This window comes from Cupriavidus sp. 2KB_3 (assembly GCF_052115685.1).
GTDB classification, from domain to species: domain Bacteria; phylum Pseudomonadota; class Gammaproteobacteria; order Burkholderiales; family Burkholderiaceae; genus Cupriavidus; species Cupriavidus campinensis.
The window spans coordinates 206,379-222,731 of sequence record NZ_JBFRHD010000004.1; the positions used below are offsets into that span (position 1 = coordinate 206,379).

Consider the following 16,353-nt stretch of genomic DNA (forward strand, 5'->3'; position numbering starts at 1 on the left):
CTGATCCCTGACATCGATGAAGCTGCCTTCCACGCCGCGCCTGTCGGCGCCCCTCCTGGCCACCGCCGCCGTGGTCGGGCTGATCTGCATTGCCGGACTGGTGCGCTGGCTGGCGTGGCCGTCGGCTGACCAGCCGAAGTCCGGCCCGGCCTACACGGTGGGCCAGACGCTGACCCCATCGCCCGCCGCCCCGGACGCCGGCGCCACGTTCCGCGAGATCGACTGGCAGACCCTGCTGCCCAAGGGCTGGGACCCGATGGCGCCCTTCAAGGGGCTGCCGCTGCAGGAGATGGAGGATGGCGACCCGCGTGCGCAGGCCGCCCTGGAGAAAGCGCGGCAGTTCTGGCGCGACGCGCCCATCGAGACCGCGCTCGACGGCGAGGCGGTGCGGCTGCCCGGCTTCGTGGTGTCGCTGGACGGGGAGGGCGAGGCGATCCGGGAATTCCTGCTCGTGCCGTACTTCGGCGCCTGCATCCACGTGCCGCCCCCGCCGTCGAACCAGGTCGTGCACGTGCGCGCGGCCAAGCCGCTGGAGGGCCTGCGCACGATGGATACCGTCTGGATCAGCGGCGTGATGCGCGTGGAGCGCGCCGAAACCATGATGGGCGACGCCGGCTACGCGATGCACGACGCGCGGCTCGAACCGTATCAGCCCCCGCAGCCGCCGCAGCCAGCACGCTAGGCCGCGCCCCGCACTCAACCAACGATGATCCGATGCTCAGACTCGAGGACCTGAACCTGTTTGTCCGCAGTGCCGCGCTCGGCAGCTTTTCCAGCGCCGCGCGCGAGGCCGATCTGCCGCCCGGGCAAGTCAGCGCCGCCATCCAGCGGCTGGAGCGGGAACTGGACCTGCGCCTGTTCGTGCGCTCCACGCGCAGCCTGCGGCTGACGGCCGAGGGCGAGCGATACCTGCCGTATGCCACCGATGTGCTCGCGCTGCTGCACGAGGGCCATGAGCGCTCGCGGAGCGAGGAAGGGGATCTGAGCGGGATCTTGCAGGTGTCGGCGCCGTCCGATGTCGGCCGCAACGTGCTGCTGCCGTGGATCACGGCGTTCTGCGCGAGCCATCCGCGCCTGTCGCTGCGGCTGCTGCTCTCGGACCGCGTCAGCGATGTGTTCCGGGAGCCGGTCGATGTGGCCATCCGCTACGGACTGGCCGAGGACGCCAGCTACGTGGCGCTGCCGCTTGCGCCGGAGAACCGCCGCGTGCTGGTCGCGTCGCCCGGCTATCTGGCTGCACACGGGCGGCCGGCGAACCTGGACGACCTGTCGCGCCACCGCTGCGTGCTGTACCTGCTGGGCGGGCGCATCTATGACAAATGGGTGTTTCCGGTGGAGGGCAAGCGCCGACAGGTGGCGGTGAACGGAACGATGATCTGTGACGATGCCGATGTCGCGCGCCGCTGGGCCGTGGAGGGGCAGGGCATTGCCTACAAGTCGTGGCTCGATGTCTGCGCGGATGTCGAGGCGGGCACGCTTGAGGTGGTGTTGCCGCATCAGCCGGGGGAGAGCGCGCCGCTTAGCCTGATCTGCCCGCATCGCAAGCAGTTCTCGCCGGCGGTGCGGCAGTTGCAGGCGCTGCTGCGCGAGCGGCTCGCCCCGCTGGAGGCCCGGTTGCGCGACATTGCCACGCCCTAGGGCCCCCTTTTTCGTACTTGTCGTAGCAGTCTTACTGGTTTACTTCGAGGCGACCTTGCCGATGCGGTCCTGGATATGCTTGGCGCGGGCCTCCGAGCCGGGATGCGAGCCGAACATGCTCGACTTGCCGCCATCGAGCTTGGCCAGCTTCTCGAACGCGGTGACCAGCGCCTTGGTGTTGGCCTTGTTCTTGGTCAGCAGGTCGAAGGCGAAGTCGTCGGCAGCCGTTTCCTGCGCCTGCGAGAACTGCGCGTTGACCAGCTTTTCGCCGAGTTCGCCCAGTTGGGAGGAAGACAGCGCGGCCACCGCGCCGTTGGTGGCGCCGGCCATGCTGCGCGCGGCGGTGGCCGTGTAGGCCACCTGCATGGCCTTCTTGCTGTGGCCCAGCGCCACGTGGCCGAGTTCGTGGCCCAGCACGCCGCGGACCTCGTCGTCAGTCATCATGTCCATCAGGCCGCTGTAGACGCGCACGCAGCCGTTGGCCATGGCCCAGGCATTGACGTCCTTGGTCAGGTACACCCGTACGTTGAGATTGGGCACATCGCTGTTCTTCAGCCCGCCCATGATCTTGGTGAGGCGCCTGGCGTAGTTGGTGCGGGAGCCGGCGGTCTTGTTGGTCTGGTCGGCCTCGGCACAGGCCTGGTCCGACAACGATTTCACGTCCGCGTCGGTCAGCGTGGCGGCCTGCGCCAGCGAGGTGCCGGCGGTCACCAGGCTGTTGACATCGGTGCCGGCGCAACCGGCAAGCAGGGCGGTGGTGAGCAGCGGAAGTACGAGAAAGCCTTTCATAGCGGTTCGCGAGGTAGTGGCGGGATTTTCCCGGGAATGGGAGGCTATGCCACTTCATCGCGGGCGAACCCGCATCCAGATCAAGGTCCGCCGTGTTTCCGCGCGCCGGCTAAAGAAATCGGATTTCTGCCAATCGCATCAATCCTGAGGCAATCCTGAAGTCAATTCAGGCCGTGGCCCCGTGCGCGCCGCGCGGCACGAAGCGCCCCAGCACATGGCTGGTCATGCCCTTGGCCAGTTCCTCCTCGCCATAGAACACCGTGCCGAGCCCTTCCTTGCGCAGCAGCGCGGATTCGTCCTCGCTATGCGTGCGCAGCACGATCTCCACGTCGGGATTGAGCGTCTTGGCGGTTTCCACCATCTGGCGCACGTAGAGCGGCTCCGGCACGGCAATCACCAGCATCGCCGCGTGGGCGATATGGGCCTGGATCAGCACCGCCGGGTCGGCCGCATTGCCCGAGACCGCCGCGAAGCCCGCGCGGCGCAGGGACTCCACGCGCTCGCGGTTCTCGTCCGCAATCACGAAGGGAATGCCACGCTCCTGCATCGCCTGGGCAATCCGCTTGCCCACGCGGCCGTAGCCCACCAGCACCACCTGGCCTTCCAGATACTTGCGCTCGGTGGTCATCGGCAGTTCGGCGTACGGGTCGCCGCGCTGCTCCAGCCGCCGCGCCAGCGCCGAGCGCTTGAGAATCCAGTTTCGCATCGGCTCCACGCTGGCAAACAGCAGCGGATTGATCGCGATGGAAATCAGCGCGCCGGCCAGCACCAGGCTCATGCCTTCCTCGGGCAGCAGCCCCAGCGTGACCCCCAGCCCGGCCAGGATGAACGAGAATTCGCCGATCTGCGCCAGGCTGGCGGATACCGTCAGCGCCGTGTTGAGCGGATAGCGGAAGGCCAGCACCAGCGCGAAGGCCGCCAGCGACTTGCCGAACACGATGATGGCCACCACCGCCAGCACGTGCAGCGGCTGCTCGATCAGGATGGCCGGCTTGAACAGCATGCCCACCGAGACGAAGAACAGCACCGAGAACGCGTCGCGCAGCGGCAGCGACTCCTCGGCGGCGCGATGGCTGAACTCCGACTCGCGCATCACCATGCCCGCGAAGAAGGCGCCCAGCGCGAAGGACACGTTAAACAGTTCGGCCGCCCCATAGGCAATGCCAATCGCCACGGCCACCACTGCCAGCGTGAACAGCTCGCGCGAACCGGTCTTGGCCACCTGCCACAGCAGCCACGGCAGGATGCGCCGCCCGGCCACCAGCATCAGCGCGATAAACGCCACCACCTGGAGCAGCGTCTTGAGGATGGTGAAGCCGAGCGCCTGGGCGCTCTGGTCCGGCGCGGCGCCCGTGCCGCCGAGCAGCCCGGCCAGCGGCGGCAGCAGCACCAGCACCAGCACCGTGGCCAGGTCTTCCACCACCAGCCAGCCCACCGCAATCCGCCCGTTCATGGTTTCCAGCACGTTGCGGGTTTCCAGCGCCTTGAGCAGCACCACGGTGCTCGCGCACGACAGGGACAGGCCGAAGACCAGCCCCGTGCCCAGGCTCCAGTCCCAGATCCATGCCACCAGCATGCCCAGCGCGGTAGCAAGCGCCATCTGCACCACCGCCCCGGGAATGGCGATGCGTTTCACCGCCAGCAGGTCGCCCAGCGAGAAATGCAGGCCGACGCCGAACATCAGCAGCATCACGCCGATTTCGGACAATTGCGAGGCCAGATGAACATCGGCGACGAAGCCCGGCGTGCCGGGGCCGATGATGATGCCGGTGACGAGGTAGCCGACCAGGGCGGGAATCTTGACGCGTTCAGCCAGGAAGCCAAGCACGAGGGCGATGCCGAAGCCGGCGGCGATGGTGGTGATGAGGGTGAAGTCGTGGTCCATGCGTCGTCTGCGGGGTGCTGCGCAAGCGGCCAGTGAAATGCTGGGGCGAGGGGCAATTGTAACGGCAGGTGCCCGGCCTCGACGGCGGACCCCATGAAAAAACGGGCGGATTCCGGCCAGCGCCCGGCGCCGGGGGCTTGGCAAGGCGCGCCACTTCGACAACCATACACGCACCAAAAGGCGGATAAATGCGAGAGGAGAGGCGGGAATGACCCAGACGAAGACCAAGACCGCGACCAAAGCCCCAACCAAGGTCGCAACCAAGGTCGCAACCCAGGCCACAGCGCCGGCAGGCGAGTCGCCCGCAGCGCTGATCGACGCCCGGATCGCGGAACTGGGCGACTGGCGCGGCGAAACCCTGGCCCGCCTGCGCGCACTGGTGAAGGAAGCCGACCCCGACGTGGTGGAAGAGTGGAAGTGGCGCGTGCCGGTGTGGTCCCACGACGGCATCCTGTGCACCGGCGAGACCTACAAGAGCGCCGTGAAGATGACCTTCGCCAAGGGCGCCGCGCTGGACGACCCGTCCGGCCTGTTCAACGCCAGTCTGGACGGCAACACCCGCCGCGCCATCGACTTCCGCGAGGGCGAGAAGATCGACGCCAAGGCGCTGAAAGCCCTGATCCGCGCCGCCGTGGCGCTGAACCAGGGCAAGGGCTAGGCCCGGAATTCCCGGTTCAGGCTTCGCCGCCCCGCTCAAGCATCTTATATAGATGGGAGCGGGAGATGCCCAGCTCCAGCGCGGCCTGCTTCTTGTTGCCGCCATGCCGGGCGATGGCCTGGAGCACCGCGTCGTAGGCGAGGTCGCGCAGGCGCGGCGCCGCCGGGGCTGGGGTGTCTTCCGGGGCGAAGACCTGCCCGAGCGGATGGGTGGGCGGCGGCGTCATGGTTGCCACCATCGCCGCCACGTGGATTTCCTCGCCCCGCGCGAAGTCCTGCACCCGCAGCCGGCTGCCGTCGCAGAACACCAGCGCTTCCTCGATCTTCTGCCGCAGCTGGCGCACATTGCCGGGCCAGCGCCGTGAGGCGAGGTGCCGCGCCACATCGGGCATGACCTGCGGCACCGGCACGCCGTTGCGCTGGCAGAACGCCTGCACGAAGTGGTGGAGCAGCGCGGGAATGTCCTCCAGCCGCTGGCCCAGCGCCGGCACGCGCAGCACCACGCCGCTGAGGCGGTAGTAGAGGTCGAGCCGGAAGCGGCCACCGTCGATCAGCGCCTGGATGTCGCGGTTGGTGGCGGTCACGAGCCGGAAATCCACCCGCCGCGCCTGCCGGCTGCCCAGCCGCTCGACCATGCGGTCTTCCAGCACGCGCAGCAGCTTGACCTGCATCTCCATCGGAATATCGGCCACTTCGTCCAGGAACAGCGTGCCGCCGGCTGCCTGCTCCAGCTTGCCGGGCTGGCCATGCCGATGGCTGCCCGTGAACGCGCCCGCCGCATGGCCGAACAGTTCGGCCTCGATCAGCGTGGCCGGGAACGCGGCCAGGTTCAGGCTGACCAGCGGCGCGGCCTGCGTCCCCTCGTCATCGCCCTGCGTGCTGAGGGCGCCCCGGCCGGCACTGTGGATGGCCCGCGCGACCAGTTCCTTGCCCGTGCCGGACTCGCCCAGCACCAGCACGGGCACGTCGAGCCGCGCCACGGTCTCGATCTCCCGGCGCAGCCGCTGCATCGGCGCGCTCTCGCCGATCAGCAGTCCCACGCCCCCTGCGCCGGCATCGCGCTGGCGCAGGCCGTGCAGTTCGCGCCGGTAGTGCGCCAGTTGCGAGCGCAGTTCCTCCACCTCCTTGTGCATCCGCCCGATCGCTTCCGGCTCCTTGAATAGGACTTGTCCGATCGCGCCGACCGTCTTGCCATCGGCGACGATCGGCACCCGATTCACCACCCGCGTCACGCCATTCATCCGCTGGAGCTGGCCGATCTCGGCCTTGCCGGTGGCCACCACATGGCCCAGCCGTGAATTCGGGATGACCTGCTCGGCGGGGCGCCCCGTGCCTTCGCCAGTGCGCAGGCCGAAAAACGCCTCATGGACCGGACTGATGAAGCGGATATGCCCGGTGTGGTCCACCACCGTGATCGCCTGATAGGGATTGGTCAGGAAGTGCTCAAGGATGGCGTCCGCAAACGGCACCGCGCCGAGGAAATCGAACAGCGCCGCCCCGGCGGCCGCGCGGCGCAGCAGGAGGGTCAGTTGGCTGGCGTCGAGCAAGGCCAGCCCGATATGGCGCTCGCCATCGACCTCGAACTCGAAGATGCGGCCGGCGCGATGGTCCTCGGCCGGGGGCAGCGCGGCCACGGCGGCTCGCGCGGCCTGGGCGATGGCCGGATGGCGTGCCGTGCCCGAGGCGGCAAGGCTCTCCCCGCCGGCCCCGAGCACCAGCGCGCCCAGGCTTTGTGTCTTCATTGACGACATTGATTGTGTCTCCATGCGGGACATCTGGGTGTCCTCGTGCCGGACACTCTACCGGCCGGTCAAAAAAATCGCAATGAAATCAATGTGCTCGATGGCTGGCACGGGTAGTGCGTTAGCTGTCGGATAACACCCATACCCAAAAGCCCGAAGACACAGAGGAGACACATGTCCTGGCAGCCGGAAATCGACGAACTGGCCTATCGCAAGCGACTGGCCGCCCAGCTTGGCGGACCCGACAAGGTCAAGCGCCATAAGGACGCCGGCAAGCTCACCGTGCGCGAGCGCATCGAGGCCATCGCGGACCCGGGCAGCTTCCGGGAGGTGGGCGCGCTCACCGGCAGCGGCCAGTACGACAGCAATGGCCGGCTGGTGGGCCTGACCCCGGCCAATCTGGTGATGGGTCGCGCACATCTGGATGGCCGACCCGCCGTGCTGGTGGGGGATGACTTCACGGTGCGCGGCGGCGCCAACGATGGCGCGGTGGGCGACAAGCTGATCCACGCCGAGAAGATGGCCCACGACCTGCGCCTGCCGATGGTGCGGCTGGTCGATGGCACCGGCGGCGGCGGCTCGGTGCGCAATATCGAGAACCGCGGGTACACCAACATCCCGACCATGAAGGTGTGGCAGCACGTGGTGGAGAACATGTCGGTGGTGCCGGTGGTGTCGCTGGCGCTGGGTTCGGTGGCCGGCATGGGCGCCGCGCGCGTGGCCGCCAGCCATTACTCGGTGATGGTCAAGGGCACCGCGCAACTGTTCAACGCCGGGCCGCCGGTGGTGGCGCGCATCGGCCAGATCCTGGAAAAGAACGAACTCGGCGGCAGCCAGATCCACACCCGCAACGGCGTGGTCGATGACGAGGTGGCGAGCGAGGAAGAAGCCTTCGACCGGGCCCGCCGCTTCCTGTCCTACCTGCCGCCGTCCGTGTACGAGCTGCCGCCGCGCGCCGCGCCTGCCGACGACACGCTCCGCCGCGACGAATGGCTGCTCTCCGCCATCCCGCGCGAAAGCCGGCAGGTCTACAAGATCCGGCCGATCGTGCAGGCGCTGGTCGATCAGGACTCGTTCTTCGAGATCGGCAAAAACTGGGGCCGCGCCATCGTCACCGGGCTGGCCCGGCTGGACGGCTGGCCCGTGGCCGTGGTCGCCAGCGACCCGTACTACTACGGCGGCGGCTGGGACGGCCCCACGGCGGAGAAATTCACCCGCTTCCTGGACATGGCTGAAGCCTTCCACCTGCCCGTGGTCAACCTCGTCGATATCGCCGGGTTCCAGATCGGGCTGGAGGCCGAGAAGGCCGGGATCATGCGCTACGGCGTGCGCGCGCTGGCGGCGGTCTATCAGGCCACCGTGCCGTGGTGCTCGGTGATCGTGCGCCGCGCCTATGGCGTGGCGGCGGCCGGGCACCAGCACATGGGCCGCTTCAACTTCCGCTACGCGTGGCCGTCCGCCAACTGGGGGTCGCTGCCGATCGAGGGCGGGCTGGAGGTGGCCTACAAGGCCGAGATCGAGGGCGCCGACGACCCGGTGCAGAAACGGGCCGAGATCGAGCAGCGCGTGCGCAGCCTGACCTCGCCGTTCCGCAGCGCGGAAGCCTTCGTGATCGAGGACATCATCGACCCGCGCGACACGCGGGCGCTGCTGTGCGAGTTCGCCAACCTTGCCGCGCCGCTGCGCGAGGCGGGCGTGCGCAAGTTCGGCATCCGGCCTTGAGGCTGTTCGGACGGCACCCGTCCACACACTAAAAGAAGATTCAGGAGACAAACCGCATGCAACGCAGATCCCTACCTTCGCTGTGCCTTGGCCTGATGGCCACCACGACGGCCACCACGATGGCCACCACGATCGCCGCCACGCTGGCCGCGCCGGCCTTCGCGCAGGAGCACTGGCCCGCCAAGCCGGTGACCATCGTCGTGCCGTTCCCGGCGGGCGGCATGACCGACCTGCTGGCGCGCCGCATCGCCCGTGACATGCAGGCCGAGCTGAAGCAGCCCTTCGTGGTGGACAACCGCGCCGGCGCCAGCGGGCAGATCGGCACCGAGATGGTGGCGCGCGCCAACCCGGACGGCTACACGCTGCTGGTCTCGGCCACGCACCACGTGATCAACCCGGCGATCCGGCCCAAGCTGCCGTACAACGCGTCGAAGGATTTCACGAACATCGCGCTGCTGGCCACCACGCCCAACGTGCTGGTGGTCAACAACAGCGTGCCGGCCAGCAATCTCCCTGAGTTCCTGGCCTATGCCCGGAAGCAGAGCGAGGGGCTGTCCTACGGCTCGTCCAGCATTGGCGGCGCCACGCATATGTCCGGAGAGCTGCTGCGCCTGATGACCAAGGTGCCGATGACGCACATTCCGTACAAGGGCGCGTCCCCGGCGCTGGCCGACCTGCTGGGCGGCCAGATCCCCGCGCTGTTCCACGACGTGATGACCATGGCGCCGTACGTGAAGGACGGCAAGGTCAAGGCCATCGGCGTGACCTCGGCCAAGCGCAGCGAGGCACTGCCCAACGTGCCGACGATTGCCGAACAGGGCGTGCCCGGCTACGAGGCCACCACGTGGATCGGCTTCTACGGCCCCGCCAACCTGCCGCGCCCGCTGGTGGAAAAGCTGAACCGCGAAGCGGTCAAGAGCATGAACAGCGCCGAGGCCAAGACCTATCTGACCCAGAACGGCACCAGCCCCGGCGCGCTCAACGCCGAGCAGTTCGGCAGCTTCGTGCAGGCCGAACTCGACAAATGGAAGCGCGTGGCCACCGAGGCCAAGGTCAAGGTGGACTGAGCGATGGCGGATACCAAGGAGCAAAAGGAACCCGCTTCGCTGCTGTCGTTGCTGGCGCCGCGCTCGGTGGCGGTGCTGGGCGCGTCAGACAACCCGATCAAGGCGGGCGGGCGGCCCATTGACTATATGCAGCGCCACGGCTACGGCGGGCGCATCTACCCGGTCAACCCCAAGCGGGCCCAGAGTAAACGGGCAGAAATTCAGGGCCTGGCCGCCTACCCGAGTCTGGCCGCGCTGCCAGACTCGCCCGAGGTGGTCATCATCAGCGTGGCCGGCACCGAGGCCGAGCAGGCCATCGAGCAGTGCATTGCCGTGGGGGCGAAGGGCGCGGTGATCTACTCGTCCGGCTTTGCGGAACTGGGCGAGGCCGGGGCGGCGCAGCAGCAGCGGCTGGTGGCGCGGGCCCGTGCCGGCGGCCTGCGGCTGTTCGGGCCGAACACGCAGGGCGTGGCCAATTTCGCCACCGGCGCCGTACTGCATTTCTCGACCATGATCAACGAGGAAGCGCCGCAGGACGGCCCGGTGGCCATCGTCAGCCAGAGCGGCGCGGGCTCGTCCATCGTCTACGGCGGGCTGCGCCGCAAGGGTATCGGCGTGCGCTACATGGTGGCCACGGGCAACGAGGCCGACGTGACCGCCGCCGAAACGCTGCGCGCGATTGCCGAGGACGACGCCGTGCGCGTGATGCTGCTGTACGTGGAATCCCTGCGCGACCCGGACGTGCTGGCGCAGGCCGCACGGATCGCCCATGCGCGCGATGTGCCGATTCTCGCCGTGAAGGCCGGCCGCACCCGCGCCGGCCAGCTCACCGCCAGCTCCCACACCGGCGCGCTGGCCGGCGAGGACGCGCTGGCCGATGCCTTCCTGCGCCAGCACGGCATCCTGCGGGTGAACGATTTCCGGGAATTGTCCGAGTACGCGCAGATCTTCGCGGGCGGCCAGCGGCCGCGTGGCCGCAAGGTGGTGGCGATCAGCAACTCGGGCGCCACGTGCGTGCTGGCGGCGGACGCGGCGGAGTCCCACGGGCTGGACCTGTGCCAGTTCGACACCCCCGGCACCGCCGCGCTGCGCGCCGTGCTGCCCGGCTATGTCTCGGCGCGTAACCCCATCGACATGACCACGGCGCTGCTCGGCCAGCCGCAGATCTATGGCCAGACGCTCGACGCCGTGGCGGCCCAGCGGCAGGCCGACCTGATCTTCGTGGGCTTTCCGATTGGCGGCGAAGGCTACGACTTTGCCGATTTCTCCGCCCAGACCGGGCGGTTCGCCGCGGCCAGCGGCGTGCCGGTGGCGGTCAGCGCCAATCAGGAATGGGTGGCGCAGGCGTTCCGCGCGCAGGGCGTGCCGGTGTTCGACAGCGAGCGGTCCGCCATGCAGGCGCTGGCGCTGCTGGCCGAGTATGGCGAACGCCGCGCGGCGGCGCTGGCTGCGCTGACGGCGCCGTTGCCGGCTGGCGTGCCGGGGCAATCCGCCCCAGCCCATGCGCTCGATGAAGTCCGCAGCCTGGCCGAACTCGCGGCGGCGGGCCTGCCCGTGGTGGCGCACCGCCTCTGCCATAGCGCAGACGACGTGCGCCGTGCCGTGGCGGAACTGGGCGCACCGGTGGTGGCCAAGGGCGTGTCCCCGGACATCACGCACAAGTCCGAGCACGGGCTGGTGAAGCTGAACCTGTCCGGCGAGGCCGCTGCGGTGGCTGCCTTCGACGAGATCGACCAGATCCTGCGCCGGATGGAAGTCCGCCACGGCGGCGTGCTGCTGGCGCGCCAGCAACGCGGCGCGTTCGAGCTGGCCGTGGGCGCCCATATCGACCCGGCCTACGGCCCGGTGGTGATGGTGGGGCAGGGCGGCGTGCTGGTGGAAGCGCTGCAGGACGTGCAGTTCCTGGTGGCGCCGTTCACCGCCAGCCAGGCGCGGGAGGCCATCGGCCGGCTGCGCATCGCCCCGGCGTTCGCCGCGCTGCGCGGCATGGAGGCGGTGGATCTCGACCAGCTGGCCGACATGCTGGTCCGTCTGGGCGACTGGATGGTAGCAGCGGGCGGCACGGTGCATTCGGTCGATGCCAACCCGGTAATCGTCGCCCGTGGGGCGGTGGCGCCGGTGCTGGTCGATGCGGTGGTGATCCGCGCAGGAGAGACGGCATGAACCCAACCAGCAAGGTCCGCACGCTGCGCCGCGTGCTGGTGGCCAACCGGGGCGCCGTGGCGGCGCGGGTCATCCGCGCGCTGCGCCAGCTCGGCATCGCCTCCGTGGCGGTCTGTTCGGACGCTGACGCCGGCCTGCCCTACCTGCGCGAGGCCGATATGGCCGTGCGCATCGGCGAGGCGGCGCCGCTGGACAGCTATCTGCATCAGGACAAGCTGCTCGATGTGGCCCGGGAGACCGGCGCGGACGGCGTGCACCCCGGCTATGGCTTCCTGTCGGAAAACGCCGACTTCGCCGAACGGGTGGAGGCGGCCGGGCTCTGCTTTATCGGCCCGTCGCCCGCCTGGATTCGCCGCCTGGGCCACAAGACGCAGGCGCGCGACTTCATGGCCGGCCATGGCATGCCGATGGCGCCAAGTTCGGGCGTGCTGCCGGACGACATGGCCGTGGTCGCCGCCGCCGCCGGGCAGATCGGCTACCCGGTGCTGATCAAGCCGGCTGGCGGCGGGGGTGGCATCGGCATGCTGCCGGTGCGCGATGCGCAAGGGCTGGCCGCCGCGTGGCAGCAGGCCCGCTCGGTGGCCCAGCGCAGTTTCGGGCAGGCCGAGCTGTATCTGGAAAAGCTGATGGAGCAGCCGCGCCATATCGAATTCCAGGTGCTGGCAGACCGTTACGGCGGCGTGCGCATCATCGGCGAGCGGGACTGCTCGGTGCAGCGCCGTCACCAGAAAGTGCTCGAAGAGGCGCCTGCGCCAAACTTGCCGCCCGAGGCGGTGGCCGCCATGCGCGAGCGGCTGGCCGCGCTGCTGGGCCACGTCGGCTACGACGTGATCGGCACCGTGGAGATGCTGCATACGTCCGAGACCGGCTTTGTCTTCCTGGAGATGAACACGCGGCTCCAGGTGGAGCACGCGGTAACCGAGCAGGTCACCGGCATCGACATCGTGGCCGCGCAGGTCCGGCTGGCCTGTGGCGAGCGGATCGACGCCGTGCTGCCGGCCCCCATGCCGCAGCAGGGCCATGCCATCGAGGCCCGCGTCTACGCCGAAGACCCGGTGCGCTTCTTCCCGTCGCCGGGGCCGCTGGACACCTTCGTGCCGCCGCAGGCGCCCGGCATCCGCGTGGAGACCGGCTACGCGCAGGGCCAGCGCGTGACGCCGTACTACGACCCGATGATCGCCAAGGTGATCGCCACCGGCAGTGACCGCGCCGACGCCATCCGGCGCCTGCGTGCCGCGCTGGAGGCGTTCCAGATTGCCGGGGTCAAGACCAACCTGCCGTTCCTGCTGCGCGTGCTGGCCCACCCCGACTTCGCCGATGCCCGCATCGACACCGCGCTGACCCAGCGCGTGCTGGCCACGCCGGCCTTGACGTCGACGCTTACGCTGAAGCAAACCGAAACCCTTACCGAAAGAGCAGCCTGATGCCCCAGATCGACGCCGCAGTCAGCGGCCACGTGTCCTCCATCGCCATCGAAGCCGGCGCCACCATCTCCGCCGGCGACGTGCTGATGATCATCGAGTCGATGAAGATGGAAATCCCGCTCGAAGCCGAGGCGGATGGCGTGGTGAAGGCCATCCTGGTCCAGCCCGGCGACGCCGTGACCGAGGGCCAGCCAGTGGTGGAGGTCGAATAACGCCCCAAGCTCCCGGGCCTTACTCGATCGTCACCTTGCCGTCCTTCACCAGCTTGGCGAACTTGGCGGTCTCGTCGTCGATGCGCTTGGCGAACGCTACCGAATCGCTGGCCATCGGCTCGGCGCCGGCGGCGAGCATGCGCTGCTGGAAGTCCGGCGAATTGACGATTTCCACGATCTTGGCGCTGAGCTGGGCGACGATCGGCTTGGGCGTGGCTGCCGGCGCCAGGATGCCGAACCACGTGCCAATATCGAAGCCCTTCAGGCCCGCTTCCTCCATGGTCGGCACGTCCGGCAGCACGCTGGAGCGCTTGGCCGTGGTCACGGCCAGCGCGCGCAGCTTGCCGGCCTTGATGTGCGGCAGTACGGGGGTGAGCGTATCGAAGGACATGGTCACCTGTCCGCCCAGCAGGTCGGTGGTCAGCGGGCCGCTGCCTTTATAGGGCACGTGCAGCAGCGAGGTGCCGGTGGTGGCCTGGAACTGGGTGCCGATCAGGTGCTGCGCGGTGCCGTTGCCGTTGGACCCGTAGGCAAACTCGGTGGGCGACTTCTTGGCCAGCGCCACCAGTTCGGCCACGGTCTTGGCCGGGGTCTTGGCGGGGTTGATCACCAGCACGTTGGGCACCATCGCCACGGTGGCGATCGGCGCCAGGTCTTTCTGGAAGTTGTACGGCAGCTTCTTGTAGACGCTGGTGGCGATGGTGTGGTGGACGGCGCCCATCAGCAGCGTGTAGCCATCTGGCTTGGCCTTGGCCACGTAGTCCGCGCCCAGCGTGGCGCCGGCGCCGGGCCGGTTTTCCACGATCACGGGCTGGCCCAGCCGCTTGGAGAGCTGGTCGCCGATGGCGCGCGCGAGCACGTCGGTGGTGCCGCCGGACGGGAACGGCACGACCAGGCTGATCGGCTTGGCCGGCCACTCCTGCGCCACGCACAGGGTGGAGGCCCCGGCGCCCAGCATCAGCAGCGCGGCACGGAGGACGCAGGGAATGAAGCGGGGAAAGAAGCGGGGAAAGAAGCGGGGAAAGAAGCGGGGAAAGAAGCGGGGAAAGAAGCGGGGAAGGGTTTTGGTCGTACGCATGGTCTGTCTCCTGAATTTTTGATTTGTGCTTTATCAAGCGCTTATAGCGAGGTCAGTCGCTGACTGCCGCCATTGATGATGTTCATCATCGGCAGCGGCAGGCGCGCGTCGCGGCGCTGGCCGTCTTTGGCGCCGATGGTGCCGATGGTCCGATAGAGGGGCACGCCGGCCGAGGCCGCCGCCGCCTTCGCCGTGGCCAGCGACACCGCCAGCAGCGCGTTGGCGCCGAGCCGGGACTTCTCCGGCGTGCCGTCGAGCCGGATCAGGCAGTCGTCCACTGCCGCCTGGTCTGCCGCCGGCATGCCGGCCAGCGTGCGGGCGATATCGACGTCGATATGGGCCACGGCCTTGCGCACGCCCTTGCCGAAGTAGCGCCGGGGCTTCCCGTCGCTGTCGCCGTCGCGCAGCTCCAGCGCCTCGCGGGCGCCGGTGGAAGCGCCCGACGGCGCCGCCGCAAAGCCTTGCGCGCCGTCCGACAGCCGTACCTGTGCCGCCACGGTGGGGTTGCCGCGCGAGTCGAGGATTTCGTAGCCGCGAATGTCCTGGATGATGGGCATGGGGGTTCCTTTTTAGCGACTTACTGAACCTGCGCGATCCGCAGCAGATTGGTGGTGCCGGCCACCGCGAAGGGCAGCCCGGCGGAAATGACGATCGAGTCGCCCGCCGCGCCGAACGCCTCCCTGAGCACGGTCTGGCTGGCCAGCGCGGTCATCTCGACCACATCGACCACCTCGTGGCACAGCACTGCGTGCACGCCCCAGGCCAGCGCCAGACGGCGCGCGGTGGCCATGCGCGGGGTCATGCCGAGGATGGGCACCTCGGGGCGCTCGCGCGCCATGCGCAGCGCCGAGTAGCCGGAACTGGTGTAGGCCACCGTCGCCGGGGACTTCAGCAGCCCGGCCACATGGCGCACCGCCAGCCCGATGGCGTCGGCGGCCTCTGCGCGCGGCGGGGTGTGGGATGCCTGGATGGCATCGTGATAAAGCGGGTCCGACTCGGTGCGCGAGATGATGCTGTTCATCATCCGCACTGCCTCCACCGGATACTGGCCCGAGGCCGATTCGGCGGACAGCATCACCGCGTCGGCGCCGTCGTACACGGCCGTGGCCACGTCCGAGGCTTCCGCGCGGGTCGGCACCGGCGAGGCGATCATCGATTCCAGCATCTGCGTGGCCACGATCACCGGCTTGCCGGCCTTGCGGCAGGCCCGCAGGATCTGCTTCTGCAGCGAGGGCACCAGCTCCGCCGGCATCTCCACGCCGAGGTCGCCGCGCGCCACCATCACGGCGTCCGCTTCGGCGACGATGGCCTCCAGGCTCTGGATCGCGGCCGGCTTCTCCAGCTTGGCGACGATGCCGGCGCGGTCCTTGACGATATCCTTGATTTCCAGGATGTCCTCGGGCCGCTGCACGAAGGACAGGGCGATCCAGTCCACGCCCAGCGTCAGGCCGAATTCCAGGTCGCGCCGGTCCTTCTCGGTCATGGCGGACAGCGGCAGCACCACGCCGGGCACGTTGACGCCCTTGCGGTCGGACAGCGTCCCGCCGTTGACCACGGTGGTCTCGGCAAAGTCCTTGCCGCAGCGCTCCACGCGCAGGCGGATCTTGCCGTCATCGAGCAGCAGCTCGGTGCCTTCCTGCAAGGCGGCGAAGATTTCCGGGTGGGGCAGGCTGACCCGGCTGGCGGTGCCGGCCACGCTGGCGTCCAGGTCGAGCCGGAAGCTGGCCTCGGCCGCCAGCCGGATCGGGCCATCGGCAAACGTGCCGATGCGCAGCTTGGGGCCTTGCAGGTCCAGCAGCACGCCGATGGGGCGGCCACGGTCCCGCTCCACGGCGCGGATGGTGTCCAGCCGCTGCTTGTGGTCGGCGTGGCTGCCGTGGCTGAAGTTGAGCCGGAATACATCGGCGCCTGCCTCGAACAGCGCGTCGATGACTTCGGGCGACGTGCTCGCGGGGCCCAGTGTGGCCACGATCTTGGCATTGCGGGTGCGTCTCATC

Annotated in this window: 13 protein-coding genes and 1 pseudogene; 8 read left to right on the forward strand and 6 right to left on the reverse strand. The window is 69.0% G+C overall.

Annotated elements, in window-relative coordinates; genetic code table 11:
• Positions 1–16: 16 nt before the first annotated feature.
• Positions 17–682, forward strand: a complete 666-nt coding sequence (locus AB4120_RS05655; RefSeq protein ID WP_441641971.1) for a DUF3299 domain-containing protein — start codon at positions 17–19, stop codon at positions 680–682.
• A gap of 32 nt (positions 683–714) precedes the next feature.
• On the forward strand, positions 715–1,638 hold the full coding sequence (locus AB4120_RS05660) for a LysR family transcriptional regulator (RefSeq protein ID WP_441641972.1): 924 nt from the start codon (positions 715–717) through the stop codon (positions 1,636–1,638).
• Positions 1,639–1,677: 39 nt separating this feature from the next.
• Here AB4120_RS05660 and AB4120_RS05665 read toward each other — a convergent pair whose 3' ends face one another.
• Both AB4120_RS05665 and ybaL read right to left on the reverse strand, forming a co-directional pair.
• Positions 1,678–2,427, reverse strand: coding sequence for a M48 family metallopeptidase (locus tag AB4120_RS05665; protein WP_441641973.1), 750 nt, complete (start codon positions 2,425–2,427; stop codon positions 1,678–1,680).
• Between the two features lie 166 nt (positions 2,428–2,593).
• Positions 2,594–4,312 (reverse strand): YbaL family putative K(+) efflux transporter, encoded by a 1,719-nt coding sequence (gene ybaL, locus AB4120_RS05670; protein WP_441641974.1) that lies wholly within the window; start codon positions 4,310–4,312, stop codon positions 2,594–2,596.
• 208 nt (positions 4,313–4,520) lie between these two features.
• Between ybaL and AB4120_RS05675 the strand changes: the two genes are divergently transcribed.
• Positions 4,521–4,970 (forward strand): DUF1801 domain-containing protein, encoded by a 450-nt coding sequence (locus AB4120_RS05675; protein WP_441641975.1) that lies wholly within the window; start codon positions 4,521–4,523, stop codon positions 4,968–4,970.
• A gap of 16 nt (positions 4,971–4,986) precedes the next feature.
• Here the strand turns inward: AB4120_RS05675 and AB4120_RS05680 are convergent, their stop codons facing one another.
• Positions 4,987–6,720 carry a sigma-54 interaction domain-containing protein gene (locus AB4120_RS05680; protein WP_441641976.1) on the reverse strand — a complete coding sequence of 578 codons (1,734 nt, stop codon included), beginning with the start codon at positions 6,718–6,720 and terminating at the stop codon, positions 4,987–4,989.
• Positions 6,721–6,885: 165 nt separating this feature from the next.
• Between AB4120_RS05680 and AB4120_RS05685 the strand changes: the two genes are divergently transcribed.
• From AB4120_RS05685 to AB4120_RS05705, 5 genes are read left to right on the forward strand one after another with little or no spacing between them, the layout of a single operon-like run.
• Complete coding sequence (locus AB4120_RS05685; protein WP_441641977.1) at positions 6,886–8,433, forward strand: acyl-CoA carboxylase subunit beta; 1,548 nt, start codon at positions 6,886–6,888, stop codon at positions 8,431–8,433.
• 56 nt (positions 8,434–8,489) lie between these two features.
• Positions 8,490–9,500: a tripartite tricarboxylate transporter substrate binding protein gene (locus AB4120_RS05690; protein WP_441641978.1), complete on the forward strand. Its 1,011-nt coding sequence runs from the start codon at positions 8,490–8,492 to the stop codon at positions 9,498–9,500.
• Between the two features lie 3 nt (positions 9,501–9,503).
• A complete protein-coding gene (locus AB4120_RS05695) occupies positions 9,504–11,642 on the forward strand; it encodes an acetate--CoA ligase family protein (RefSeq protein ID WP_149136009.1) in 2,139 nt (712 codons plus the stop codon).
• Positions 11,639–13,066, forward strand: a complete 1,428-nt coding sequence (locus tag AB4120_RS05700; protein ID WP_149136008.1) for an acetyl-CoA carboxylase biotin carboxylase subunit — start codon at positions 11,639–11,641, stop codon at positions 13,064–13,066. Before AB4120_RS05695 ends, AB4120_RS05700 begins: the two co-directional genes overlap by 4 nt.
• Positions 13,066–13,278: an acetyl-CoA carboxylase biotin carboxyl carrier protein subunit gene (locus AB4120_RS05705; RefSeq protein WP_092301205.1), complete on the forward strand. Its 213-nt coding sequence runs from the start codon at positions 13,066–13,068 to the stop codon at positions 13,276–13,278. The genes AB4120_RS05700 and AB4120_RS05705 overlap by 1 nt, the downstream gene beginning before the upstream one ends.
• Before the next feature lie 19 nt (positions 13,279–13,297).
• Here the strand turns inward: AB4120_RS05705 and AB4120_RS05710 are convergent, their stop codons facing one another.
• The 3 genes and pseudogenes from AB4120_RS05710 to pyk form a co-directional block, all read right to left on the reverse strand.
• Positions 13,298–14,236 carry a tripartite tricarboxylate transporter substrate binding protein gene (locus AB4120_RS05710; RefSeq protein WP_441642017.1) on the reverse strand — a complete coding sequence of 313 codons (939 nt, stop codon included), beginning with the start codon at positions 14,234–14,236 and terminating at the stop codon, positions 13,298–13,300.
• Positions 14,237–14,400: 164 nt separating this feature from the next.
• Positions 14,401–14,913, reverse strand: a pseudogene (eno, locus tag AB4120_RS05715) (phosphopyruvate hydratase); the annotation flags it as partial.
• Positions 14,914–14,933: 20 nt separating this feature from the next.
• The gene (gene pyk, locus AB4120_RS05720; RefSeq protein ID WP_149136006.1) at positions 14,934–16,352 is read right to left on the reverse strand and encodes a pyruvate kinase; all 1,419 of its coding nucleotides are present in this window, start codon (positions 16,350–16,352) and stop codon (positions 14,934–14,936) included.
• Position 16,353 lies beyond the last annotated feature (1 nt).